21 protein-coding genes are annotated in these 25,489 nt (G+C 71.2%); 8 read left to right on the top strand and 13 right to left on the bottom strand.

The genetic code is table 11. The annotated features are described in order from the left end of the window. Window positions 1-72: 72 nt before the first annotated feature. The 6 genes from BDW27_RS18025 to BDW27_RS18050 form a co-directional block, all read right to left on the bottom strand. The gene (locus BDW27_RS18025) at window positions 73-1,614 is read right to left on the bottom strand and encodes a tripartite tricarboxylate transporter permease (RefSeq protein ID WP_110050441.1); all 1,542 of its coding nucleotides are present in this window, start codon (window positions 1,612-1,614) and stop codon (window positions 73-75) included. Between the two features lies 1 nt (window position 1,615). Then, window positions 1,616-2,161: a tripartite tricarboxylate transporter TctB family protein gene (locus BDW27_RS18030; protein WP_110050442.1), complete on the bottom strand. Its 546-nt coding sequence runs from the start codon at window positions 2,159-2,161 to the stop codon at window positions 1,616-1,618. Between the two features lie 25 nt (window positions 2,162-2,186). Continuing rightward, a complete protein-coding gene (locus BDW27_RS18035; protein WP_199560694.1) occupies window positions 2,187-3,197 on the bottom strand; it encodes a tripartite tricarboxylate transporter substrate binding protein in 1,011 nt (336 codons plus the stop codon). Beyond that, entirely contained in the window at window positions 3,194-3,610 is a 417-nt protein-coding gene (locus BDW27_RS18040) for a universal stress protein (RefSeq protein ID WP_110050444.1), read from the bottom strand. The genes BDW27_RS18035 and BDW27_RS18040 overlap by 4 nt, the downstream gene beginning before the upstream one ends. Window positions 3,611-3,881: 271 nt before the next feature. Continuing rightward, on the bottom strand, window positions 3,882-4,160 hold the full coding sequence (locus tag BDW27_RS27275) for a hypothetical protein (RefSeq protein WP_158543591.1): 279 nt from the start codon (window positions 4,158-4,160) through the stop codon (window positions 3,882-3,884). A 534-nt stretch (window positions 4,161-4,694) separates the two neighbouring features. Then, window positions 4,695-6,059 carry an MFS transporter gene (locus tag BDW27_RS18050; RefSeq protein ID WP_110050446.1) on the bottom strand — a complete coding sequence of 455 codons (1,365 nt, stop codon included), beginning with the start codon at window positions 6,057-6,059 and terminating at the stop codon, window positions 4,695-4,697. 70 nt (window positions 6,060-6,129) lie between these two features. Between BDW27_RS18050 and BDW27_RS18055 the strand changes: the two genes are divergently transcribed. Continuing rightward, complete coding sequence (locus BDW27_RS18055; protein WP_026129439.1) at window positions 6,130-7,128, top strand: GlxA family transcriptional regulator; 999 nt, start codon at window positions 6,130-6,132, stop codon at window positions 7,126-7,128. A gap of 265 nt (window positions 7,129-7,393) precedes the next feature. Here the strand turns inward: BDW27_RS18055 and BDW27_RS18060 are convergent, their stop codons facing one another. After that, window positions 7,394-8,533, bottom strand: coding sequence for a DUF4185 domain-containing protein (locus BDW27_RS18060; protein WP_199560695.1), 1,140 nt, complete (start codon window positions 8,531-8,533; stop codon window positions 7,394-7,396). A gap of 315 nt (window positions 8,534-8,848) precedes the next feature. Here BDW27_RS18060 and BDW27_RS18065 point away from each other — a divergent pair, with 315 nt between their 5' ends. After that, window positions 8,849-9,862 (top strand): alpha/beta hydrolase family protein, encoded by a 1,014-nt coding sequence (locus tag BDW27_RS18065; protein ID WP_110050448.1) that lies wholly within the window; start codon window positions 8,849-8,851, stop codon window positions 9,860-9,862. Window positions 9,863-9,952: 90 nt separating this feature from the next. Here the strand turns inward: BDW27_RS18065 and BDW27_RS18070 are convergent, their stop codons facing one another. From BDW27_RS18070 to BDW27_RS18080, 3 genes are read right to left on the bottom strand one after another with little or no spacing between them, the layout of a single operon-like run. Next, window positions 9,953-11,176 carry a Dyp-type peroxidase gene (locus BDW27_RS18070; RefSeq protein WP_110050450.1) on the bottom strand — a complete coding sequence of 408 codons (1,224 nt, stop codon included), beginning with the start codon at window positions 11,174-11,176 and terminating at the stop codon, window positions 9,953-9,955. Further along, a complete protein-coding gene (locus BDW27_RS18075) occupies window positions 11,176-11,739 on the bottom strand; it encodes a copper chaperone PCu(A)C (protein WP_110050451.1) in 564 nt (187 codons plus the stop codon). Before BDW27_RS18075 ends, BDW27_RS18070 begins: the two co-directional genes overlap by 1 nt. Continuing rightward, window positions 11,736-12,326, bottom strand: coding sequence for a copper resistance CopC family protein (locus BDW27_RS18080; protein WP_110050453.1), 591 nt, complete (start codon window positions 12,324-12,326; stop codon window positions 11,736-11,738). Before BDW27_RS18080 ends, BDW27_RS18075 begins: the two co-directional genes overlap by 4 nt. 463 nt (window positions 12,327-12,789) lie before the next feature. Between BDW27_RS18080 and BDW27_RS18085 the strand changes: the two genes are divergently transcribed. After that, on the top strand, window positions 12,790-16,218 hold the full coding sequence (locus tag BDW27_RS18085) for a phosphodiester glycosidase family protein (protein ID WP_110050455.1): 3,429 nt from the start codon (window positions 12,790-12,792) through the stop codon (window positions 16,216-16,218). An 80-nt stretch (window positions 16,219-16,298) separates the two neighbouring features. On the opposite strand, the gene BDW27_RS18090 is transcribed toward BDW27_RS18085, so the two are convergent. Together BDW27_RS18090 and BDW27_RS18095 are read right to left on the bottom strand one after the other, a co-directional pair. Then, window positions 16,299-18,047 carry a helix-hairpin-helix domain-containing protein gene (locus BDW27_RS18090; RefSeq protein WP_110050456.1) on the bottom strand — a complete coding sequence of 583 codons (1,749 nt, stop codon included), beginning with the start codon at window positions 18,045-18,047 and terminating at the stop codon, window positions 16,299-16,301. 82 nt (window positions 18,048-18,129) lie between these two features. Beyond that, entirely contained in the window at window positions 18,130-18,645 is a 516-nt protein-coding gene (locus BDW27_RS18095; protein ID WP_110050458.1) for a MarR family winged helix-turn-helix transcriptional regulator, read from the bottom strand. 92 nt (window positions 18,646-18,737) lie between these two features. On the opposite strand from BDW27_RS18095, the gene BDW27_RS18100 reads away from it, so the two are divergent. After that, the gene (locus tag BDW27_RS18100; RefSeq protein WP_110050460.1) at window positions 18,738-21,002 is read left to right on the top strand and encodes an LLM class flavin-dependent oxidoreductase; all 2,265 of its coding nucleotides are present in this window, start codon (window positions 18,738-18,740) and stop codon (window positions 21,000-21,002) included. A 19-nt stretch (window positions 21,003-21,021) separates the two neighbouring features. On the opposite strand, the gene BDW27_RS18105 is transcribed toward BDW27_RS18100, so the two are convergent. After that, window positions 21,022-21,975, bottom strand: coding sequence for an aldo/keto reductase (locus BDW27_RS18105; protein WP_193374248.1), 954 nt, complete (start codon window positions 21,973-21,975; stop codon window positions 21,022-21,024). Between the two features lie 185 nt (window positions 21,976-22,160). On the opposite strand from BDW27_RS18105, the gene BDW27_RS18110 reads away from it, so the two are divergent. The 4 genes from BDW27_RS18110 (at window position 22,161) to BDW27_RS18125 (ending at window position 25,431) form a co-directional block, all read left to right on the top strand. Next, window positions 22,161-23,000: an undecaprenyl-diphosphate phosphatase gene (locus tag BDW27_RS18110; RefSeq protein ID WP_017545579.1), complete on the top strand. Its 840-nt coding sequence runs from the start codon at window positions 22,161-22,163 to the stop codon at window positions 22,998-23,000. A 115-nt stretch (window positions 23,001-23,115) separates the two neighbouring features. Beyond that, window positions 23,116-23,898 (top strand): MSMEG_4193 family putative phosphomutase, encoded by a 783-nt coding sequence (locus BDW27_RS18115; RefSeq protein ID WP_026129442.1) that lies wholly within the window; start codon window positions 23,116-23,118, stop codon window positions 23,896-23,898. Between the two features lie 142 nt (window positions 23,899-24,040). Beyond that, window positions 24,041-24,625 (top strand): DUF3090 domain-containing protein, encoded by a 585-nt coding sequence (locus tag BDW27_RS18120; protein WP_026129443.1) that lies wholly within the window; start codon window positions 24,041-24,043, stop codon window positions 24,623-24,625. A gap of 59 nt (window positions 24,626-24,684) precedes the next feature. Further along, the gene (locus BDW27_RS18125) at window positions 24,685-25,431 is read left to right on the top strand and encodes an SCO1664 family protein (protein ID WP_051061326.1); all 747 of its coding nucleotides are present in this window, start codon (window positions 24,685-24,687) and stop codon (window positions 25,429-25,431) included. Window positions 25,432-25,489: the final 58 nt, after the last annotated feature.

Consider the following 25,489-nt stretch of genomic DNA (forward strand, 5'->3'; position numbering starts at 1 on the left):
CTCCCCGGACCCCAAGGTGTCAGGGCCGCCCGGAGAACTCCGGGCGGCCCTGACGCGTGACACAGGGGCGTCCTAGACCCTGCCGCGCTCCTCGACCTCCTCCTCGATCGCGGGCCTGGAGGGACGGGCGGGGCGCAACCGCCGCCAGATCGTCCACACCATTCCGAGCAGCAGCAGGCTGTACAGGGCGATGGTGATGGGGCTGCTGACCAGGGTGAGCGGGTTGTTGCCGGAGTTGGCCATCGCGTCGCGCAGGGAGTACTCCGCCAGAGGGCCCAGGATCACCGCGATGAGGATCGGGGCCAGCGGAACGCCGGTGCGCCGCATGACGAAGGCCAGCGCCCCCAGTACACACATGATGGCCAGGTCGGTCCGGCTGGCCCCGGTGGCGTAGACGCCGAGGCTCGCGAAGACGGTGATGCCCGCGTAGAGGTACGACTGCGGCAACAACAGCAGCTTCGCCCACAGGGGTGCGAAGGGCAGGTTGATGATCAGCAGGACCACCGTGGCCAGCAGGAGGCCGGCCAGCAGCGCCCAGACGATGTCGCCGTTGCGTTCGAACAGCAGCGGTCCCGGCTGCATCCCGTACTGCTGGAAGGCCGCCAGAAGGACCGCGGCGGTCGCCGAAGTCGGTAGCCCCAGCGACAGCAGGGCCCCCATCGCGCTCCCGGCGGTGGCGTTGCCCGCCGCCTCCGGAGCCGCCACACCCTGGATCGCGCCGGTGCCGAACAGCGGCTTTTCGCGGCGCTTGTCCAGTTGGCGCTCGGTGCTGTAGGCAAGGAAGGTGGGGACCTCGGCCCCGCCCGCGGGGATGATTCCGAACGGCACACCGATGCTCGCGCCCCGCAGCCAGGCGGGCAGCGCGGCACGGAACTCTCGACGCGACAGCCAGGGACGCCCCGCCGAGGGTACGAGCTCGTTCGCTCCCCGGTGGCCCACCCGACCGGCCGCGTGGAGCACCTCGCCCACCGCGAGCACGGCCACCGTGATCACCACGATGCTGATCCCGTCGAAGAGCGCCGGGACCTCGAAGGTGAATCGCGCCGTGCCGGTGGACTGGTCCGTGCCCACCAGTGCGAGCCCCAGGCCGATCGCCAGTGCCGCGAGGCCCTTGAGGGGGGATTCGGAGACGATGGCCGAGATGGCGACGAAGGCGAACAGCGCCAGGGCGAAGTACTCACCGGGACCGAACTTGGTCGCCATGTCGGCCATGGTGGGCGCGAAGAACACCACCAGGACCGTGGCCAGGATGCCTCCCAGGAACGCGCCGATCGCCGAGGTGGCCAGCGCCTGCGGAGCCCGCCCGTTCCGGGCCATCGTGTGGCCCTCGAAGGTGGTCGCGATCGCGGTGCTGTTTCCCGGGGTGTTCATCAGGATGCCCGCCGTGGAGTCCCCGAAGAGCCCTCCGAAGTAGACGCCGCTGAACAGGATGAGCGCGGCCAACGGGTCGAGCGTGAAGGTCATCGGCAGCAGCAGGGCCACGGCCATGGCCGACCCCAGGCCCGGCATCACGCCCACGGCAGTGCCCAGGAAGGCGCCGAGGGTGATCCAGACCAGGTTCATCGGTGTGAGAACGTCGCCGAACCCGCCGAGGAGATGCGTCAGCTGGTCCATGTCACCACCCCCCGAGGAGACCGGAGGGCAGGTTGAGGTCGAGCATGCCGCTGAAGACGATCTGGATGACCGAGGCCATGACGAAGCCGACGGTGAGGTTGCGCAACAGGTTGCGGTTGCCCAGCCCCGTGGCCACGGCCGCGAACATCAGGGTGGCCATGATGAGCCAACCCACGGTGTCGATCAGCGCACTGAAGGCGATGATCCCGAGCATCACCAGGCCGACGGCCCGCCAGTTGGTGCGCTCCTGAGCAGCCAGGGACCGGCGGCGTTCGGGGGTGCGCCGGAGCGCCGAGACGACGAGCAGGACGCCGATGACCGCCGCGAGCGCGGCCACGAACCAGCCGAAGCCCTGCGGTCCGAGCAGCCCCCCGTCGCCGATGACGTCCATTCCGAGGTTGCCCAGCGCCAGAGCCGCGGCCATGAGCAGCAGGACCGCGCCGATGACGAGTTCTCCGCGTCCCTCCCAGAAGGAGAGCGGACGTGCGGGTTCGCTCTCGCAGGGAGGGCCGGGGGCGGGGGATTGATCAGTTGTTGTGTCGGACATGTTCTCCTCCGTGGGGTCCTGGGACTCAGGCCTCGTCGATGAGGCCGAGGTCGACCATGAGCGTGCGGATCCGGGTCTCCTCTTCGCTGAGGAACCCGGCGAACTCCTCCGGCCCGGCCCAGCTGGGTTCCCACCGGTTGCGTTCGATCGCGTCCTGCCAGGTCTGTGCCTGGTACATCTCCTCGGTGATCTCCAGCAGCTCCGCCTGTTCCTCGTCGGAGACACCGGGTGCGGCGACGACGCCGCGCCAGTTGACCAGGTCCACTGAGGGGTAGCCGAGCTCGGAGGTGGTCGGGACGTCCACGCCCTCCAGCCGTTCGGGGGCCACCACGGCCAGGGCGCGCAGACGGTCACCTTCGATGAGGTCACGGAAGTCGTTGAAACCGCTGACCCCGATCTGGACCGTGCCGTGGGCGTCGGAAAGCAGGGAGAGGGTGAGTTCGCCCCCGCCGGCGTGCGGTGTGTAGTGCAGTTCGGACGGATCGAGTTCGGCCGCCTCAGCCAGCTGTCCGGCGACCAGGTGGTCCGGTGAGCCCGCCGAGCCTCCGCCGACGGGGATGTCGGGGTTCTCCCGCCAGTCGTCGAGGAAGTCGTCGAGTGTCTCCCAGGGTGAGTGGGCGGGGACCGCGATGACCTCGTAGTCGTCGGTCAGCCGAGCGATGGGGGTGACGTCGCTCAGCCGAGCCGAGGAACCGCCCATCTCCACGCCGCCGACCATCGCTGCGCCGGTGATCATCACGGTGGTGGGATCGGCCTCCAGCTGTTGCAGCTGGCCCAGGCCGATGGTGCCGCCCGCCCCGGGGACGTTCACGACCTGGACACTGTTGACGATCGACTCGGTCCTGGTCGCCTGCTGGAACTCGCGGGCCGCCAGATCCCATCCGCCCCCGGCGGCCGCCGGGGCGATCACGGTCAGAGCCGAGCGTGCGAGCGAACCCTCGTCCCGGCCCACCGCGTCCTGGACCGCGAAGAAGCCGGTCGTCAGGACCAGGACCAGGCCTGCCGCGGGCGCGAAGAGTCCCCTGTTGCCAATCACGAGGAACCCTGCTCCCGTCCTGCCTGTGGGGCCTTCACCGCGAGGACCGGGCACTTCACCTCAAGGATCAGACGCTGTGCCGTGCTGCCCAGGAGCAGCTGGCCGATCGCCGACCGGTGACGCACCCCGATGACGAGGAGGTCCGCGGTCACGCTCTCGACCAGGTCCAGCAGCGCGGCCGCGGCATCGGCGTCGGCCAGGCGCACCACACGTGCGCGGGCCCCCGCCTGCCGGGCACGCTCGGCCAGGTCCCGCAGGGCGGGGTCGCCCACCGCTCGGGAATCGGCTGGGGCGTCGTGCGAGGCCGCGTTGGCGATCACCAGCTCCCACCCCTGGAGGGTGGCTTGTCGCACCGCCACCTCGAATGCGGCCTCGGCGGAATCCACCGGGGCGTGGGCGAGTACAACCGTCATCCTGATCCTCCTCGAACACCGCCGTGACCAGCGTCACAGCCTGTAGTGTATAGGCTGTATCATTCTTCGAGTCCCGTCAACTCCCCGGAAACAGTGAGGAAACGGTCGCCGAACGTCACGGAGTGGGGTGCCTGTCTGTGGAGAGGGGATCTGCGGCGTCCGCGGTTGAAGGATCGTCGGCGGCTTCGCATTCGATCTCACGGGCGGCGCCAGCTGCGCCACACCACGCTCACCCGCCGCGATCCGACGGCACTGTCACCGCGGTCGCCGCCTACCTGGGGGCCAGTTCACGGGCCGCTTCCCAGACCGATTCGAAGAGAGTGCGGAGCGCTGCCAGGACGCCGGGCGACCTGATCAGCACCGAGCCCTTGGCCGTGTCCTCGTCATCCAGCGCGACCAGCGCGGCGGCGCGATCGAAGATGGTCATGCGGGTGGGCAGTGTCGCCGTCGTATGCACCTGCGCGCCCAGGTCGATGAGATCCGGGTCGTTGGTGAGGCCGTCCGGGTGACCTCCGGGTGGTGGTCGGCGATCCGCCTCGCCACTGTCCATTGGTCCTGACCCCGCGTAGGTGGCGGACCCACGTCGCCGTGATCCCGCCGACGGCCGCCGCGGACCCCGCGAGGAGCACCGAGGACAGTATCCATTCGCGTGAGCCGTCCGGACCGTAGACCCGGTTCTCGGCGCCCACGTCGACAGCCGGGATCTCCTCGCCCTCCTGACAGGTCTCGCGCCCGGCGGCGTGAAGGTAGACGCCTCGCGCCTCGCCGTCGGAGTCCGCGGTGTAGGTGCCGTTGCAGGTGCACGACTCGTGCCCGGGGTGTTGGACGCAGGTGAGACTCGACATGGTGAACACCCCCGGGGCGCCTTCCCCACGCGCCGCTCGCAGACTCTGGTCGAGCCCGGCGAAGCCCACGTAGGCCACGCCGGCGACCAGGAGCAGCAGAACGAGGGAGAAGGGGAGCGAGGGGGCTCGATGTGGCTTCCCCTCACTGGGGGAACCCTCCCCGGGGAACGCCGCCGTTCCCTCGAGACGCGTCGGGTCGCCCTTCGCGTCGTGGCCGAAACCGTTCTGGTTCATGGTGCTCACACCCTGGCCTGTTCGTCGTCGTTGTCCGGGTTCGCTGTCCGCGTTCCGGGCGCGGGGTCGTTCTCCGTGCCCGCGTCACCGCGGGCGATCCGTAGGGCGAGCACCGCCGCGATCGCGCACAGCCCGGCGGCCATGAACCACACCGGGCCGTAGCTCCCGGTCACGTCGCGCGTGAATCCGCCGAAGACCGCCATGGCTCCCGCGCCGACCTGGTGGATGGCGTTCACCCACCCGAAGACGATCGCGCCGTCCGCCCCGAACACCCGGCGGCACAGCAGGATGGTCGGGGGCACGGTCGCCACGTCCAGCAGGCCGAAGACGACAACGAAGGCGATGAGCGCGGCGCCGGCGTTCGGGCCGAACAGTGCGGGCAGCACGGCCAGGAGCACGGCCCGGCCGAGGTAGTAGGCGACCAGCAGGCCACGCGGGTCGACGCGGTCGGTGAGCCAGCCGGAGGCGATGGTGCCCACCAGGGAGAAGACACCGATGGCCGAGACCAGCGCCGCCGCGACGGTCACGGCCATTCCGTGGTCCTGCGCGGCCGGGACGAAGTGGGTCCACATGATGCCGTTGGTGGTGGCGCCGCACACTGCGAACGTTCCGGCGAGGAGCCAGAACTGTCGGCTGCGCAGGGAGTCGCGCAGGACCCGGACCGTTCGGCGGGCCGCGCCCTGCTCCGTCCGCGGTTTGCTGACGAAGGACGTGGCTCCGTAGGGCCGCTGGCCCACGTCGGCGGGATGGTCACGCAGGATCAGGGCGACGAGGATCATCATCACGAACGCGGTGAGGGCCAGCGTCACGATGGCCGGACGCCACCCCTGGTGGTCGATGATCCACGCGAGTGCGGGAAGGAACACCAGCTGTCCGAACGCACTGGCTCCGGTCAGTGCGCCGATCACCAGACCTCGGCGCTCAACGAACCAGTTGTTGGCGATGGTGGCAGCGAAGGTCATCGCGAGTGATCCGGTGCCCGCGCCGACGAGGAATCCCCAGTAGAGGGTCAACTGCCAGGAGTCCGTGATCACCGTGGTCAGCCCGGCTCCCGAGATGACGGTCGTCAGGGCGACCAGCGCGATGCGTCGGATGCCGAACCGGTCCATCAGCGCCGCCGCGAAGGGGGCGATGAGGCCGTAGACGATCATGTTGACCGAGGCGGCGACACCGATCGAGCCGCGCGACCAGTCGTACTCGGTGTGCAGAGGGTCCACGAGGAGCCCCGGCATCGCCGCGAAGGCCGCCGCGGCGACGATGGTCGCGCCCGCGACGAGCGCGATCAGCCAGGCTCGGTGGACCAGTGCGGGCGCTCGCCCGTTGTTGACGGCGGTCTCTCCGCTGCTCTTGGAGTGGTCTGTCGAAGTCATGTGTCCAGACTCCTGTGCGGGGCCCGATCCGGACAGTGTCTCGAAAGCCAATGTGTGAAAGAATCCGGCCATGACCGTTTTCGCGGATCCAGATCGCCACCGTGTGGCCGTGCTCGCCCGTCACGGCCTGCTGCCCATCGAGACGGGGATCGTCCACAGGCTTTTCGGGCGGGCGTGTGGGCCCGACGGCCAACCTCTCTACGAGGTCGTGACCTGTGCCGTGGAACCGGGCGTGATCACCACTGACACCGACTTCACCCTGAACGTCCGCCACGGGCCCGAGGCCCTCGACGAGGCGCAGACGGTGATCCTGCCTGCGGCGCAGGAGGATTACCTGGAACGCCCGCACGACCCGATCTCCCCGGCCCTGGCGGCTGTCGTCAACCGCATCCCCGAGCACGCGCGGGTGGCCTCCATCTGCACGGGCGCCTTCGTGCTCGCTGCCCTCGGGCTCTTGGAGGGTTGCCGCGTCACCACGCACTGGAAGTCAGCCGGGTACTTCCGCGCGATGTATCCGCACATCGACCTCGACCCCGATGTGCTGTACACCGACAACGGGCGCGTGCTGACCGCTGCCGGGGTCGCCTCCGGGATCGATCTCAGCCTCCACATGATCCGTACGGACCACGGCGCCTCCATCGCCAACGAGGTGGCCCGGAACACGGTGGTACCGCCGCACCGCGACGGTGGGCAGGCCCAGTACATCCGCAGCCCCGTGCCCGACCCTGAACGGTCCGCGACCTCCCGGGCCCGGGCCTGGGCGCTGGACCACCTCCACCTCCAGCCGAGCCTCAGTGACATGGCCGACCAGGAGGCGATGAGCGTGCGTACGTTCACGCGTCGTTTCCGGGACGAGGTGGGCCACTCACCGGGTCAGTGGCTCGCCCAGCAGCGGCTCGACCGGGCCAGGCAGCTCCTGGAGGAGTCGGACCTGCCAGTGGACCGGATCGCGCACGTGGCCGGGTTCGGTACCTCGGCGTCGCTGCGTCAGCACATGCACGCGGGGCTCGGGGTGTCTCCCAGCGCCTACCGCCGCACCTTCCAGGGGGTGGGGCGCACCGCGTCCTGACCCCCGCCGGGAGCCGGTCCCCGCCGGTCCCCGCCGGTCCGGGACCGGGTCCTTCCAGAGGGGAAGGGCCCCGCGTCACCGGGTGGAACGGAGCCGAGGGGGAGGCGACGGACCGGTGGCCGACCTCGGGCTGTCGCGGTCCCACACGGAGCCGTTCTGCCCGGAGAAGGCTCACCTCCCCCGTGAGGGGGGTGTCGCCCGGGGGGTGTCCTTCGCACTCGGGGACGATCGGGGACGATCTGAGCCAAGGGTGCCGTGGGCAGGCTCAGGAGCCGAAGCCGCGAATTCGGTGGTGCATGACCCGGTAGGGCCAGTCGTGGTCGGTGTTCCACTGGCTGACGGTCAGGTGCAGATCGTCCAGCGTGGAACCGGGGATGATGTAGCCGCCATAGAGCTGGGCGACGTGCGAGTCGTCCTCTTCGCCCCACGCCCCACCGTGGATGAGCGTGCGGCGGTGGGCCGTGTGCAGGTTCGCTGTGGGGGTGTCCGCGATGATGCCGTCGATGCGGTAGTCGCCAGCGTTGAACCAGGTCAGTACCCATTTCCCTTCGAGGGGGCGCAGGCACAGCTCCCCGAAGGAACCCTCGAGGACGGGGGTGGGCGGCAGCCCCCATTCCCAGACACCGTCACGGTACCCCCAGGGTTCGTAGGCGCCGGGGTCGGCGATGGCGGACGACGGGACCCGGTGCAGGATGATCGGTCGACTGCGGGTGAAGGCGGTGGAGTACACGTACACGAATCCGTCGTCACCCTCGGCCCAGGTGAGCAGCTGGAACAGGCCGTCGTGCAGGTCGGCGTCGAAGTGCGCGCCGGTGTGCACCCAGGTGGCTCCGGAGTCGTCCGAACGCCAGACCTCCGTCCAGACCACGTTGCCCAGCCCCTTGTTGACCATCGCGTGCAGGTACATGGTGTCGCCGATGGTGATCACGTCCGAGGGCAGGACGGTGGTGAAGACCGGGTTGTCGTGGTCGTAGTCCCACAGCTGCTCAGCGGACTCCCCTCCCACCGCTCCGGACCATTCCACCCCGGCGCCGAGTTCGGAGGTCGTGGAGTACAGGGCGGTGGGGGAGCGCCACCACCCGCCGCCGACCACGGCTTCCTCGAAGCTGTCGCCGAAGACGAACAGCATGCGTCCGTCGGGGGTGCGGACCGGTATGCCCAGGTCGGTGGCCTCCATGCGAAAGCGTGTGGTCAGGCCGGGGCCGGTGAGGTCGCCGACCTTGGTGACCTCGAGGTTCTGTCGGGCCGAGGGGTCGGCCGCGGCCGTGGAGGATGACGCACCGAGCAGGAACCCGGAGCCCAGCAGTACCCCCGCGGAGCCGCGCAGGAACGTGGACCGATCGATTCGTGGGGAAGGGTCGGCGTGGGACGAGTGGGGGAGCCGGGGGGAGTGGGGGTCGATCACGATCGCTCCTACGTGGTCGTCGGAGGGTCAGGATCAACAGGCCGGACCCGGTTGTCAACCACCCCTGAGAGGCGGGCCCGGCCCGGGCCACATGCCCATGTAGGAAACGAACTCAGTTCCAGCTCTGAGTGACGAAAATTGTCGGATCCGTTATGACAACCCCCCGTGCGCCCACCAACGCGCTCTGTTTCACTGAGGCGGCGGTCACGAAGGTGGCCGTCTCGCAAGAGCCGTGGTCCCGGTGTACCCCTGCGAATCCGGCACTCGGGACAGGACGGCTCGCACGAGCGCCCCCGTCTTCCCCCTGGAGTCGACTTGAGTCCGAACCCCCCGAGCCGACGCAGCCTCCTCAAGAGCGTCGGCGGTCTTTCCCTCGGTCTGGCCGTGACCTCCGGAGGCGTCCTCGCGGCGACCTCCTCGGCCCACGCGGACCCGGTCGCCCAGAACCTGCCCGCGCCTGACCACGCCGGGCTCCGCCTCGTCGCACACAACGAGGACGACCCCCGCATGTGGTACTACCGCTTCGAGACCGACGAGATCGGGTGGAACCCCGCCGTCAACGTCCTCGTGCCGCACGGCTACCGCGACAACGGACGCACTTACCCGGTGCTGTACCTGTTCCACGGCGGTGGCCCCGGCCAGGACTTCATCAGCTGGGACAGGGCAGGCATCCGCCAGCTCTCCGAGGACAAGCAGATCATCATCGTGATGCCCGACGGCGGGCCCTGCGGGTGGTACAGCAACCCCGTCACCACCAACGTCGGTCCCCGCAACTGGGAGACCTTCCACATCGACCAGGTCCTGCCATGGATCGACGCGAACTTCCGCACGCACGCCGAGTTCGACGGCCGCGCCGTCGCGGGCTTCTCGATGGGCGGTTTCGGCGCGCTGAAGTACGCGGCCAAGTACTACGGCCACTTCGCCTCGGTGAGCTCCTACTCGGGGCCCGCCAGCATGCGACGCGATCTCGGGCTGGTCACCCACTGGGCGAACTTCACCTCCGGAGCCTTCGAGCTCGGCGGCGGCACGGTCTACGGCGTGCCGTGGAACGAGGCCAGGGTGAGCGCCGACAACGCCGTGGAGAACGTCGAGCGCTACCGCGGCAAGCGTGTCTTCATGGTCGCCGGAGACAGCCCTGACCCCTTCGACCTCTTCGACCGGATGAACGAGGAGCAGGTGCTGGCCGGTCAGCGCGAGTTCCGCGCCCTGCTGGACGGCGCCGGAATCCCGCACGAGTCGCACGAGGCCGGGGGCGGCCACTTCATCCGCCCGGACCTGGTGCGCGCCGACCTCGACGGCATGATCGGACGCCTGCGCTCGGCCGGATAGCCGGCCCGCGAGGAGCGGTCGCCCCGGTCGGAGCCACACAGCGGCTCCGACCGGGGCGACCGTGCTGGCGGTCCTGCCCCGCGACAGGCGTCAGGCTTCGAACAGGGTCTGCCCCACGAAGCCCCCCTCCGAGCAGCCGGGCGGGATCGCGAAGACCGTGGAGCCGATGTGGGTGATCCACTCGTTGAGCAGGTCCAGTTCGTCGAGGCGGCGCTGGATGGGCACGAACTGCCGGTGCGGGTCCTGTTGGTGGCAGACGAACAACAGCCCCGCGTCGTCCCCGGACTCGTAGTTGTAGCCGCGCCGGAAGATCCTCTCGTCCGGGTCCTCCGAGCGGGCGCGGCGGATGTGCGCGTACTCGGCGATCACCGGGAACCCGAGCGGTGTCAGGGCGTCGAGGTCCGGGTCGTCGTGCTCCGCCTGCCCGGTGAGGGGAGCACCGTTGTCCAGGCGGCGCCCCACCGAGTCCTCCCGGCCGGGGCGATCGAGCCGGTCCCATTCGCTCAGGTCCATGGAGACGCGCCGCAGCACCAGGGCCGTGCCGCCCCGGAGCCAGGCCGGAGCGCCCTCCCCGCACCAGACCAGGGGACCGAAGTCCTCGTCGTCCGGTTCGGGGTTGACCGTGCCGTCGACCTGCCCGAAGAGGTTGCGCATGGTCGTTCCCTCGGGCTCGGCCCCGTAGGAGCGGCGGAAGCCGTCCTGCGTCCAGCGCACCGAACCGAAGGCACGGGTGTCCTTCAGGAGCATGCGTGCGGCGTGCGAGAGCGTCAGCGGGTCGTCGCAGCACACCTGGAGGAGCAGGTCGCCGTGGGACCAGCCGTCCTCCAACCGGTCGGTGTCGAATTCCGGCAACGGTCCCAACCACTGGGGGACCAGGGCCGGGTCGACCCGCTCCACCAGACCGGGGCCGAAGCCCAGGGTCACGGTCAGGCCCGCAGGCGAGAGGGCGAGCTCGGGTTCGGTGTCGGCCAGTGCGGACCTGCCCTGGGTGAGCCGCGCCGCGTCGTCGGAGAGCAGCGTGAGCAGCCGTCGTACCCCGTCGGCGTCGACGTCCTCGTGCAGGTCGACGCCGACGAACCTGGCGTGGGCCTGCGGTGGAGTCGCGATCCCCGCCTGGTGGGCGCCGTGGAAGGGGTGGGTGCGTTCACCGTGCACCTGCCCGGCTGCCGAGGGGGACTCCGCGGGTGAGCGGAGCGAGCGGACCAGGGCGTCACCACCGCTGAGGGTCACCGCGCCCACTCCAGCGGCAGCGGCACCGCCCAACAGGACACTTCTGCGGGAGGGTCGAGCACCCTCCTCCGTGGGGTGCTCCATCAGTGGCCCTCGTGGTCGTCGTCGGAGTCCCCGTGGTCCCCGTCGTAGTTCTCGTTCGCGCCCTCGAAGTCCTTCACCGGGGCGGTGAACTCGTGGGTGGAGCCGTCCTCGAACTCGAGCGTGACGGTGACCTCGGCGCCGGGCTCCAGGTCCTGGGCCAGGCCCATGATCATGATGTGGTCGGCACCCGGGGAGAGTTCGTGTTCGGATCCGGCCGGAACGGGGAAGCCGCTGTCCTTCTCCCGCATGACCATGTTGCCGTCGTCCCCGCTGACGACCTCGTGCAGTTCGACCATGTCGGAGACGTCGTCGGCACTGGCGGCCACGATGAGGGCTTCGGCTTCGCCCTCGTTGGTCAGGATGCCGAAGGCGGCGGTCATGCCGTCGTCGGCCGCGGCCGCCTTGACCCACGGGTCGGAGACGGAGACCAGATCGGCCTGTGCGGCGGAACCCTCCTGGACTGCGGCGTCCTCCTCCGCCGGGGAGGTCGAGGCGCAGGCACTCAGGATCAGGGCGGCGCTCACGGCGGTCGGGATCAGGAGCGAGCGGGCGGCGAGGGTCATCGGGTTTCCTGTTCGACTGGAGTGTGCTGGGTCATGGGGCGTCGCGGGTCGGTGGGGCGCCGAAGGCGCAGGGCGGCGGCGTAGACGAGAAGCCCGGTCAGGGCTCCGGCCAGGGCCAGGACGGCCTCGCGGGGAAGGGCGGCGTTCGGGGAGGGGCCTGCGGCCGCGTCCTCGCCGTCGGTCTCGTTGGCCGGGGCGGCTTCCAGGTCGGGAGGGGGTGGCCCGCCCTCGCCCACCTGGAAGGTCAGGGCGCCGCTGATGGGGTGGCCGTCGCTGGAGACCACGCGCCAGCGGACCGCGTACCCGCCGTCGGCCAGGTCCGGGGGCAGTTCGACGCTGACCTCGTGGCCGTCCACGAGTGGCTCCGTGGTGGCCACCGGTTCGGCTTCGGAGTCCAGCACCAGCACGGCGGTGGAGACGTCCATCGGCTCCCCGCTGAAAGTGAGCCTGACCTCCTCGGGAGCGGACGGGAGCGCCTGTTCGTCCCCTGGGACCGAGGAGAGCAGAGTGTCGTGGGCGAGCGCCGGGGCCGGTGTGAGCACCAGGACGGTGGTGACGGCGCAGAGTAGGCCGGGGATGCCCCGCATGGATCCTCCTCGTCGTGTGCGACACGTGGTCGGCACTACGAGAAGTCGTCCCTCGGCCGCGAGGAGTTCCCCGGGATCCATGGATTCTTTCGAGCCGGGCCGCTCCACCCTGGCGTCCGTCCCCCTCCGGTCGCCGGATCCGTCCTCAACGCGGACGCCCCGGGGCGGAACACGGACAGGCGCGTGGGCTTTCCACCCGGCGACGCGGCGCCGCGTGATGGGACGCGATCAGTCGGACTCCGTATGACGCACCGGCGGGGTTCAGATGAAATCTGGATACTCGTGCTCAACCCGGTGCCGTCAGCGGGCGTGTGTATGTGCCGGTCATGCCCTTGAAGAGGCGCGTTCCTCAGCGAAACGGACATACCACGACGACGTTCACCTCCTACACAAAGGATGGGGCAGATGGTAGGAAGTTGACGCACAGGGCTTCCTCGATCCCCCAGCCGCCCGGAGGCTTTCCATGAATCGCCGGTGGTCGATCCGCTCACGCACGAGTGCCCTCGTGGCAGCGGGTTCCGTCCTGGTCCTCACCTTCACACCGGTCGCGGCAGCGGCCGACCCCCGCGACGATCCCCGGGAGCACACCGGGTTCAGTGAGACCGTCGAGATCCCACCGGGTGGCTCGGCCACCAGGGTCGACGACCCCGCGCCACGGTTGGAGACGTTCGAGTCCGAGAGGCCGGTCGCCCCCGGGGTCACGTTGACCTCGTTCGACACCTACGGGCCGGACGGCTACACGGGAGATCCGAACTGGCTCCAGGGCGACCTGCTGACCACGGACCTCACCGGGGACGTCAGCGTCGACTACCTGTTTCCCGGCCAGGTGACCGAACGGGAGCCCCTGAGCACCCAGGCCGACCGGGCCGGTGCGGTCGCGGCGGTGAACGGCGACTTCTTCGACATCAACGCCTCCGGAGCTCCGCAGGGCGTGGGCGTGCGGAGCGGTGAGCTCATCCAGTCGCCGATGACCGACGACTACCGCGAGTCCTCCGCCGTCTTCACCCCCGACGGGCTCGGTTCGATCGGTGAGGTGTTCTTCGAGGGGACCATCGAACTGCCCGAGGGAACCCCGTCGCTGGACGCGATCAACAAGCCCTCTCTGGGGCCCGGCGAGATCGCCGCGTTCACCCCGCTGTGGGGGTCCTACTGCCGCTGCCGGGTGGTGGAGGGCACCTCGGAGACGCTGGAGGTCGTCGTCACCGACGGCGTGGTCACCGAAATCGTGGAGGATCCGCGTGAGGGAACGATCGCCGACGACAGCTTCGTGTTGGTCGGGCGTGAGGACGGTGCCGAGGCACTGTCCTCGCTGGAGGTGGGCGACCCGGTCGGTATCGACTACGACGCGCGCACCAGCGCGGATCAGGAGATCCACGCGGCGCTGAACGGCCGACAGATGCTCGTCGTCGACGGCCGGGTGCAGCGGGCTTCGGAGGGCAACAACGTCCCCGGTGCCCCGCGCATGGCCATCGGCTTCTCCCAGGACGGCTCGCGGATGTACCTGCTGAGTGTGGACGGGCGCCAGCCCGCGTTCTCGGCGGGGGTCGGTCTGGACGAGCTCGGCCAGATGATGGTCGAGGCCGGTGCGCACACCGCGGTCAACCTGGACGGCGGCGGCTCGGCCACGATGGTGGCGCGTACTCCCGGCGCGGAGGAGGTGTGGGTGGAGAACCGGCCCTCGGACGGGGAGGAGCGCCTCGTCCCCAACGGGCTGGGGCTGTTCGCCCCCGAGGGCAGTGGCCGGATCGACGGTTTCTGGGTGGAGACCGTGATCGCCCCCGAACGTGTCGACGGCTCCGGGTACGTCGCGCCCAGTCGGACGGATCGGGTCTTCCCCGGACTGACGCGAAGGTTGACGGCGGCCGGGCACGACGAGACCTACGGTCCGGCCGAGGCCGTGCCGAACTGGCGGTCCGACGACAGCGGAGTCGGGGTGGCGGACCGCGAGGGCGTGTTCACCGCTCGGTCAGCCGGGACCGCCACGGTCACGGCCAGCAAGCTCCGTGCGCGGGGCGAGATCGAACTGACCGTCCTGGGCGATCTGGCCCGGATCGGGACCACACCCGAACGGGTGGGACTCTCCGACGCGGACGCCTCCGCCGTCGTGCAGGTGACCGGCTACGACGCGGACGGGTTCGCCGCACCGATCGAGCCGGACGACGTGGAGTTGACCGTCGACGAGAGCGTCGCCCGGGTCTCGGTGACCGAGGACGGTCGCTTCGAGGTCCGGGCCGCCACCGAGAGCGGTTCCACGCTCGCCACCGTGCGGGTCGGTGACGTCGAGACGACCATGGCGGTCACCGTCGGGCTGGACGAGGTCGTCGTCGCCGACTTCGAGGACGCCGCTGACTGGTCCTACTTCGGTGAGCGGGCCGAGGGGGAGGTCGCGGTGGCCGAGGGCCGCGACGGCAAGGGCGTGAACCTGACCTACGACTTCACCGCCTCGACCGGGACCCGTACCGGCGGTGTCCTGCCGCCGGGCGGGGAGCGGGAGATCCCCGGACAGCCGCAGGAGCTGCGCGCCTGGGTCCGTTCGGAGGGCAACGGCGAGTGGGCCAGCCTCCAGGTCTGGGACGGTGCCGGGCAGCTGGTGCCCGCGATGCGCGCCGGCTACCTCGACGAACCGGGCTGGCAGCAACTGGTCTTCAGGGTTCCGCCGGGCACGCAGTATCCGCTGTCGCTGCGACGTGTCTACTTCGCGGAGACCGAGCCCGGGGCCGGCTACCAGGGCGAGGTGGTCATCGACGAGGTGACCGCCATGGTGCCGCCGCCGGTCGACGTGCCGCCCACCGAACCGGTCGCCGACCCGGTGGTGGCCTCCGGCGCGGCCGTGGCCCAACAGGACTGGCGGTTCGCCGTCCTGTCGGACGCCCAGTTCGTCGCACGTGATCCGGACAGCGAGATCGTCGCCTACACGCGGCGGGCGCTCCGGGAGATCCGCGCCAGCGACGCGGAGTTCCTGATCATCAACGGTGACTTCGTCGACGAGGCCGCGCCCGAGGACCTCGCCTTGGCCCAGCGCATCCTCGACGAGGAACTCGAGGGCGAGCTGCCCTACTACTACGTGCCGGGCAACCACGAGGTGTCCGGGGGCACGCTCGACAACTTCCGGGAGGCGTTCGGAGAGACCCGGCGGGTGGTCGACCACCACGGCACGAGGTTCGTGCTGCTGGACACGGCCCGCTTCTCCTACCAGGCCAGCGACTGGTCGCAGTTGCGGCTGTTGAGGGAGCAACTGGACGCGGCGGCCGATGATCCCACCGTGACGTCGGTGGTGGTCGCGCAGCACGTGCCCTTCCGCGACCCGCTGCCCTCCAAGGCGAGCGAGCTGGCGGACCGCAAGGAGGCGGCCACGGTCGAGGGCTGGCTGGGCGAGTTCCAGACCGAGACGGGCAAGGGGGCGGTCTTCATCGGGGCGCACGTGGGAGTGTTCCACGCCGAGCGGGTGGACGGGGTGCCCTACGTCGTCAACGGAAACGCCGGGAAGAACCCCTCCGCCGGACCCGCGGAGGGCGGGTTCACCGGTTGGTCGCTGTGGGGCGTGGACACCGGGGGACAGCCCGAGGAGGACTGGGTGGTGACGGAGCTGCGCCCCCATGTGGACGGGCTGGAGCTGGACGCGCCCGCCTCGGTCGCCGTCGGTGAGCAGGCCGAGGTCGTCGCGACGGTGGACAACGACGGCACCGCGGTGCCGGTCGCCTACCCGGTGAGCGCGGACTGGTCCGGCTCCGACGGTGTCCACATCGGTCCGGCCGACGACGCCGGGGCCGATCACGTCGCCGCGTTCGATCCGGCGACGGGCCGGTTCAGCGCCCTGGGGGAGGGGACCGTGGAGATCGGTGTCACCGTGAACGGAGTCACTGAGGAGGTCACCATCGAGCTGGGGTCCTGACCGACGACGGCGCCCTCCCAACCGGAGCGCGGATGACCCGGACAGGGGATGTCCGGGTCGTCCGGTTTCGGCGCCCGGCCTCAGCCCGCGCGGAGGATGAGGGCCAGGCGGGTGGTGCGGTCCGGGGCGAGGGTCTCGCGGACCCCGGTCTCCAGGGCGCCCTCGGTGGCGTCGACCACGGAAACGTGTCGGGTGGTCCTGGTCAGAGCCGTGTACACCTGTGGGCGGGACACCGGGACCTGGGGCGGGAAGACCGCCACCACGGCGGGCCAGCGGCTCCCGTGGGCGACGGCCACGCTCACGGCCCATCCAGGGCGCAGTGCGGACGGGTCGGTGACGGTGACGGTCGTACCGTCGGCAAGTTCGATCACCGCGCCCTCGGACACCGCACGCAGATAGCCGGTGTCGCCGGGGCCGTAGCCGGTGCCCTCGGCGGTGAGGACCACGCGGTCGCCGACGTCGAAGCCGCCGTGGGCTCCCGGTCCGGGGTTGAGGCGCTCCTTGCAGGCGGCGTTGAGCGCGCGGGCACCGGCCGGGCCGTCCTCGCGGCAGGTGACCACCTGGACCTGGTCGGAACCGATCCCCAGCGCCCGGGGGATGGAGTCGGTCACCAGCTGCGTCACCCGGTGGGCGGCCTCCTCGGAGGAGGCGGCGGGGACCCGGACGACCTCGCGGTCGGGCGCCTCCACCTCGGTCCAGTCGCCCTCGGCGACCGCGCGGGCCAGCTTGGCGACCGGGGAGGGCTCGGCGTCGTCGGCGACGACCGCGACGTGCGCGGTGCGTGAGGCGGCCACGTCGACCACCACCCGACCGGGGGTGGCGGAGGGGGCCTGGTCCGGGTCGGCCAGCAGCACCAGGTGCGCGTCGTCCACGCAGACCGACGTCAGGTCCGCCATCCGGGCCACACCCAGGGACATGGACTCGCACAGCACGACGATCCCCGCCGAGGCGGGTCCTCCCGCCAGCAGGGCGGCCAGGGACACCGCGCGCACGGGCGGTTCGCCCTCGGCAACCAGCAACCGGTCCAGGTCGGCGTTGACGGCGGCGGCGGTCTGCGCGGTGGGAGCCACGACCGCGATCCCCACCTGGCTCTCCCGGGCGATCCCGGTCAGGCAGAGCAGGGTCCGCGCGGCCTCGGCCTGGTCGCCGGGGCCGTGGTGCACCACCGTCACCGGGCGCATGGTGGCGGTGAGCACCGCCTCCCGGGTGGACTCGGAGATCGCGAGACCGTGCTCTGAGGTGGCGGCCTCCAGCGTCTCGGCGGCGGTCATCGGGTCCATGATCGGTTCGCTGCCGCCGATCAGGCGGAGGAGCTGTTCACCGAGGCGCTGTTCGGCGTGGCCGACGTCGTAGGGGGCGTAGTGGCGCTCGGGATCGGGCAGGTCCGGTACCTCCGGGACACCGCCCTCCTCGAAGTCGAAGTCGTCGTCGGCCTCGTCGCCGCTCTCGAACAGCGCGATCTCGTCCGCCGCGACGGCGGCCTCCAGCGCGGCTCGGGGATCGGCCACGCCGAGCTGGCCGACCACCGTGGTCAGCCTCTTCTCCTCGATCGCGGTGTGCCCCCGGCGGGCGGCGGTGCGCAGCGTGTGTCCGACCAGGGCGCCGAGGCGGCGGGGGTCGTCGGGACGGGCGGCTCCGCCCAGGTGCCTGCGTGCACAGTAGTCGGCCTGCTCGATGGTCACTTCGGGCAGGCGCAGCAGCAGCCAGGGGTTGGCGTCCAGCTCGGCGGCGGGTTGGGGGCCCAGCGCGGACACCAGGCGCGGCGCCAGGGCGTGCGGGGCGCCCATCCGGTCAAGGACGGCTAGGACCTTCTCGACAGCCTCGGACACCGGTTCCCCTCGTCAGGTGGTTCGTGGACTCGGTGGGAGCCTACCGACTCGCGGCGACACGCGGTGTTCGTCGTCCACAGGGTCACCCGGTGGGGCCTGCTCCGTCCCGGGTCACCTGGAGGACGGCGGCGCAGGGGTCGGTGTCGGGGGAGGCCTCCTGGACGGCGGTGGCGGCCCGTCCGGCGGCCGCGCGGAAGAGCGCCCGGGTGTCGGCGTCCAGTGCGCCCAGCAGCCGCTCCTCGACGTGCTCGACCAGTTCGTTGGCGCCGGCCAGGACCTCGGAGCCGTGGTCGGTGGCGCACACCCTGCGTACTCGGCGGTCGGCCGGGTCGGCGCGGCGCCGGACCAGGTCGGCGGCTTCCAGGTCGTCGATGAGGTAGGTCATCACGCTGCGGTCGATGAGCAACCGCTCGGCCAGTGCGGCCTGCGTGGGGGCGTCACCCCGCGAGGCCGCCGCCAGAACGTGGTAGCCGCGGCTCCCGTGCGGGAGGTCGGCGAGCGCCGCCTCCACGTGTTCGTGCCAGCGGCGCAGCAGCACGGCCAGGGACCAGCCCAGGTTGTGTTCCCCGGGGCCCGGCTCCGGCGTGGTGGGTGTCATGGTCCGAGATTACCAGGAATAGGTGTGAGGGAAGATAAGTTGTGTTGAGCATCATTTGCCCGACAAACGATCCCCTCCCAGGAGGTCAGGCCATGCCCGACTACGGACACTCCCTGGAGTTCGGCACCTTCCTCACGCCGACCGCCCAGGACCCCGACCGCGTGGTCGGGCTGGCGGAGCTCACCGAGGCCGCCGGGCTCGACCTGGCCACCTTCCAGGACCACCCCTACAACCCGGACTTCCTCGACACCTGGACCCTGCTCAGCTGGGTCGCCGCCCGCACCGAACGCCTCCGCGTCTCCGGCAACGTGATCAACCTGCCCCTGCGCCCGCCCGCCGTCCTGGCCCGCGCCGCCGCCAGCCTCGACCGCCTCTCCAAGGGCCGCTTCGAGCTCGGGCTCGGCGCCGGGGGCTTCTGGGACGCCATCAACTCCATGGGCGGCGGACGCCGCACCCCCGGCCAGTCCGTGGACGCCCTCTCCGAGGCCATCGACCTCATCCGCGCCGTATGGGACACCGACGCCAGGGGAGGGGTGCGACTCCAGGGCGAGCACTACTCCGTCCACGGCATGAAGCGCGGCCCCGAACCCGCTCACGACATCGGGATCTGGCTGGGCGCCTACAAACCCCGCATGCTCAGGCTCATCGGTGCCAAGGCCGACGGCTGGCTGCCCAGCCTCGGCTACGCCAAGCTCGACGACCTGCCCGGACTCAACGCGACCATCGACGAATCCGCGCTCGAACACGGCCGCGACCCACGGCAGATCCGCCGCCTCCTCAACCTGACGGGCGCAGCGTTCTCCCCGAGCGACGCCGGTTTCCTCCAGGGCCCGCCCGAACAGTGGGTCGAGCAGCTGCTGCCCCTGGCCCTGGAACTGGGGTTCGCCACGTTCGTCATGCCCACCGACGACCCCCGCGCCATCGACACCTTCGGCCAGGAGGTGGCCCCCGCCCTGCGCCGGGCGGTGGAGGCCGAACGCACCAGCACCGGGACCCCGACCGGGCCGGTCCGTCCCGTCGCCGCCCTGACCGCACGCCGCCCCGGCATCGACTACGACGCCGTCCCGCACGGCCTGCGCGACACGGCGGTCGAACCCGGGGACAAGGGCTTCGCCAAGCTCCGGCACGGGTACATGCAGCGGGGCCGTCCCGGGCTGGTCCTGCGTCCCACCGGTCCCGACCAGGTCGCCGAGGCCCTCGCCTACGCCCTCGACCAGGACGCGCCGCTCAACGTGCGCAGCGGCGGACACGGCATCAGCGGCCGCTCCACCAACGACGGCGGTGTCGTCCTCGACCTCGGCCGCATGAACGGGGTCGAGGTCCTGGACGCCGCGACCGGCCGCGTCCGTCTCGGCGCCGGTGCCCGCTGGGGGGAGGTCGGCGCGGTGCTGCACCAGCACGGGCTGGCGATCAGCTCGGGCGACCACGGGGGAGTGGGGGTCGGCGGGATCGCCACCACCGGGGGCCTGGGATACATGTCCCGCGCCCACGGGCTGACCATCGACCGCCTCACCGCGGTCGAACTGGTCACGGCCGCTGGTGAACACCTGAGGGTGGACGCAGAACACCACCCCGACCTCTTCTGGGCGGTACGCGGCGCCGGGGCCAACTTCGGGGTGATCACCTCCGTGGAGGCCGTGGCGGCCCCGGTCCGGGACGTCGTCCTCGCCCAGATCGCCTACGACGCCGCCGACACCGCGGCCTTCCTCCGAACCTGGGGCGAGGTCGCCGAGTCCGCCCCGCGCGAGGTCACCGCCTTCCTGGCCCTGGGACAGGGCCGAGCAGGACAGGGGCCCGTGGCGCAGGCCATGGTGGTGTTCGCGGGGGACGACACGGACGCCGCCGTCCAGGCCCTGGAGCCCTTCCTCAAGGTCGGACCGGTCCTGGACCAGCGCGCGCAGGTCGCCCCCTACCCGGCGATCCTGGTGGGGCACGCCGGTCCGCACGAGGGCGGCCAGACCCCGGTCGCCCGCTCGGCCCTGCTGGAGCACATCACCGACGAGTCCGCTGAGGCTGTGGCCCGGGCGCTCGCCACGGGCGACGCCTACTTCGCGCAGCTGCGCCAGGTCGGTGGGGCGGTCAACGACGTCGCCGCCGACGCCACCGCCTACCCTCACCGCTCGGCCAACTTCTCCCTGGCCGCCATGGGGCGCCGGGCTGACGTCCTGGACCGTCGCTGGGCGGAGCTGGACGCGACGGCTCGGGGGCTCTACCTGAGTTTCGACACGCGCACCGGGCCCGAGGTCCTCGCCGAGGCCTTCCCCGAACCCGCGCTCGGTCGTCTGCGCGCGCTCAAGGCCGCGTACGACCCGGACCAGGTGTTCGACCAGAACTTCCCGATCCCGCCCAGCGAGTGAGCCCTCGGCGCGCGGCCGGTCAGCGTTCGGGACCGGCCGTGGCGTCGTCCAGGGCGTCGCGGATCTTGGGGGGAAGCCGCACGCTCTCCACGGACAGGATCTCCTCCAGCTGGGAGAGCGTGCGCGGACCCACCACGGCGGAGGCCACACCCTCCTGGTCCCGCGCCCAGCTCAGCGCCACGGCGAGCGGAGAGACCCCCAACCCCTCGGCCGCCGTGCACACCGACTCGACCACGCGGCGGCTGCGGTCGTCCAGGTAGGGCTCCACGTAGGGGGCCATGTGCGGGAACGCGGCGCGGGAGTCCGCGGGGACCCCGTTGCGGTACTTGGCGCTGAGCACGCCCCGCCCCAGGGGAGACCACGCGATCACGTGCGCCTCGCTGGCCGCGGCGGCCGGACGCAGCGCGTGGTCGGCGCCCCGGTTGAGCAGCGAGTACTCGGTGCCCGCGCTCACCAGCGGCACCCGCCCCGGCTGGGCGCGCTGCCAGGTGGCCAAGGTGGCGAACTGCCAGGCCTTGAGGTCACCGGTGCCCACGTAGCGGGCCTTGCCCGACGCGACCGCCGTCTCCATCGCGGACAGCGTCTCCTCCGGCGGCGTGTGGGGGTCGTACACGTGCAGCTGCCACAGGTCCACGTAGTCCGTCTGGAGGCGCCGCAGCGACGCGTCCAGCGACGCCAGGAGGTGGCGGCGGGAACCGTCCACCGGCCGGTACGCCTCGGGCGTGTGCCCGCTCTTGGTGGCCACCACCACGTCCTCGCGGCGCACCACCCCGCGCAGGAGCCGTCCCAGAATCCGCTCGCTCTGGCCGCCCGTGTAGATGTCCGCCGTGTCCACGAGCGTGCCCCCCGCGTTGACGAACGCGGTGAGCTGCTGCCCGGCCTCCTCCTCGGAGGTGTCGTTTCCCCAGCTCATCGTGCCGAGGGCGGTACGAGACACCCAGAGCCCTGATCTGCCCACCTGTCGCTGTTCCATGCGGCGGAGATTACCGTGTTCATCGGAAGTAGGCCCTGGGTACACCTTGGCTGCGTACTGTCGGCAGGGGCCGGACCAGCGCCGACGCGCGACCTCTCGTCGCGCGGGCCGTCCGGGCCGTCACCCCATCTGGTTCGTGTCCGTGCCCCCGGTGGGCTCGGACCCGTCACGAAAGTCCGTACCGAGTGTCCATCTTCGAGGCGGTCGTTCTCGGCCTCATCCAAGGGCTCACCGAGTTCCTGCCAGTATCCTCAAGCGCCCACCTGCGCGTCTTCGCGGCCTTCTTCGGTTGGTCCGACCCTGGAGCGGCCTTCACCGCCGTCAGCCAGATCGGCACCGAACTCGCGGTGGTCGTGTACTTCCGCAGACGGGTGTGGGCGATCATCTCCGTGTGGTGCCGCTCCCTGGTCAACCGGGACCTTCGCGCCGACGTCAACGCCCGCATGGGCTGGTACATCATCCTCGCCACCATCCCCATCGGTGTCCTGGGCCTGCTCTTCGAGGACCAGATCGAGGGCGTCTTCCGGGACCTGCGCCTCATCGCCCTGACCCTCATCGTCTTCGGCCTCCTCCTGGGCGCCGTCGACCACTTCGCCCGCAAACAGAACGAGCTGGAGGACCTCACGCTCGGCCGGGGCCTGACCTTCGGCCTGTTCCAGACGCTCGCGCTGATCCCCGGGGTCTCCCGCTCGGGCGCCACCATCACCGGTGGCCGTCTGCTCGGCTTCTCCCGACCGGCCGCCGCCGAGTTCGCGTTCCTGCTCGCCATGCCCGCCGTGTTCGCCTCGGGCCTGTACAAGATGCTCGACATCGGCGGCAACGAGTACGCGGGCTGGGGCGCCACCATCGTCGGGACCCTCGTCGCCTTCGTGATCGGTTACGTGGTCATCGCGTGGCTGATGAAGTTCATCACCACGCACAGCTTCATGCCGTTCGTCTACTACCGCATCGCCCTGGGCGTGCTCATCATCGTGCTGGTCTCCACGGGCGTCCTCGCCCCGGAGGGCGGAGCCGGAGTCGGCTAGCCGACCCGCCCCGTTCCAGTCCCGCTCTCGGACACCCCAGGACGTTCCGACCCTCGGGGCGGGCCACCGGTCGCGGTGGCCCGCCCCGAGGCCGTGGCCGACCTACCCTGGTGCCATGGCCACACCTGCTGACACCCCAGCCGACACCCCCGCCGGGCACCGGGACGCACCAGGCGGAGCGTCCGCGCCCGAGGCGATCACCCTCCTGCTCGTCCGCCACGGAATGACCGACGCCACCGGGCCGCGCCTGGCCGGTCGCGCCCCCGGCATCCACCTCAACGACGTGGGTCGTGACCAGGCCTCCCGCCTGGCCGGACGGCTGGCGGGGCTCACCCCCGCCGCGCTCGTGTCCAGCCCGCTCGAACGCTGCCAGGAGACGGCCGAGGCCGTCGCCGAGCGGCTGGGCACCACCGTCACCACCGACGACAGGTTCGTCGAGTGCGACTACGGCAGCTGGACCGGCCGGACCCTCACCGACCTGTCCGCCGAACCCCTGTGGCGGGTGGTCCAGGACCATCCGAGCGCGGCCCGCTTCCCCGGCGGCGAGGCCCTGGCCACAACCTCCGCCCGGGCCGTGGAGGCCGTCCGCGACTGGAACGGCCGACTGCTCGAACAGGCTTCGCCCGGCTCCGCCCCACCCGTGTACGTGGTGTGCGGCCACGGCGACGTGATCAAGGCGATCATCGCGGACGCCCTAGGTATGCACCTCGACCTCTTCCAGCGCCTGCGCGTGGACCCGTGTTCGGTCACCTCCATCACCTACACCCGGACCCGGCCCTTCCTGAACAAGCTCAACGACACGGGCGAACCGCTGGCCGGGGCCCTGCCCACGGCGGCGGAGACCCGGGGGGACGCGGCGGTCGGCGGCGGGGCGGGCCGGGTACCCGGAGACGACTGACCGGCGTGCGCCCCGCGGACCCCGTGCGGGGAGGGGAGGACGCGGGACGCCGCCGGCGTCGTCGGCCCGGGCCCGACCAGGACACGACCCCGGAACGCGGCCGTATCGCACCGTGTCACCGTCATCCCTTAGGGTGCTGTTCATGCCCGTCTTTCAGTTCAATCCGCCGGAACGGTTCGTCGTCGGAACCGTGGGTCAGCCTGGGGAACGCACCTTCTTCCTCCAGGCCGTCGGTGAGGGTCGTATCACCAGCGTCGTGTTGGAGAAGGCCCAGGTGGAGGCCCTGGCCACCCGAATCGAGGAGCTGCTGGAAGAGGTGCACCGCCGTTTCGGGGCGCCACCGGACGACGCGGCCCCGCCCGAGGACGACGGTCCGCTGGAACAGCCCATCGAGCAGGACTTCCGGGTGGGCACCCTCGCGCTGGCCTGGGACGCCGAGGCGGCCCGCGTCATCATCGAGGCGCAGGAGATCGACGAGACCGCCACCGAGGAGCTGGTCGAGGACGACGACGAGGAGGAGCTGGAGGTCTTCGCCGAGGAGGCCCCCGCCCACCGCGACGTCCTGCGCGTCTACCTCAGCCCCGGCGAGGCGCGCGCCTTCGCCGACCGCGCGCTGAAGGTCGTCTCCGCCGGTCGCCCCGACTGCCCGCTCTGCGGACGCCCCCTGGACCCGAACGGCCACATCTGCGCGCGCCAGAACGGCTACCGCCCGGACCGTCTCGTCTGAGGGACCTCGTGGACGACGACACCACCGGCTGCCCCACCGCCGCGGACCCGCCCCCCACGGTGGCCACGGCGGCCTTCGGCGGGCTCACCCCCGCCGAGGGACTGGATCTGCTGCGCCGGGGCGAGATCACCGTCAAGGGCCGTCTGACCGCCGCCTCCAACGCCACCCTCTACTGCACGGTCTCCGACGGCACCCGGTCGGCCGTGTGCGTGTACAAGCCGGTGGCGGGGGAGCGGCCGCTGTGGGACTTCCCGGACGGCACGCTCGCCGGTCGGGAGGTGTCGGCCCACGCGGTCTCCGAGGCGCTCGGGTGGTCCGTCGTGCCGCCCACCGTCCACCGGGACGGCCCCTACGGGGAGGGCATGGCGCAGCTGTGGGTGCACGGGGACACCACCGTCGACCTCGTCGCGCTCTCCCGGGAGACCGAGCACCCGGGTCTGCGCCGGATGGCCGTCCTGGACGCGGTGATCAACAACTCGGACCGCAAGATCGGCCACCTGCTGCCCACGCCCGAGGGGCACCTGTACGGCTGCGACCACGGGGTGTCCTTCGCCGAGGACTACAAGCTGCGCACCGTCCTGTGGCAGTGGCAGGGGCTGCCCCTGACAGACGAGGCGCTGATCGCACTGGCCTCGCTGCGGACCCGCCTCCGCGACCCGGACGACCCCCTGGGCGTCGCGCTGGCCAGCCACCTGACCGGCCCCGAGGTCTACGCTGTGCGGACCCGTGTGGACCTTCTCATCCACCACGGCATCCACCCCTACCCCGCTCCCGACTGGCCCTCCGTCCCCTGGCCCCCGGTGTGACCGGTGTGAGCAGTCTCAAGCGCCCAACACGCGGATACCGGCCGGTAGGAATGGCGCC

The sequence above is a fragment of the Nocardiopsis sp. L17-MgMaSL7 genome (assembly GCF_003182025.1).
Taxonomy (GTDB): domain Bacteria; phylum Actinomycetota; class Actinomycetes; order Streptosporangiales; family Streptosporangiaceae; genus Nocardiopsis; species Nocardiopsis prasina.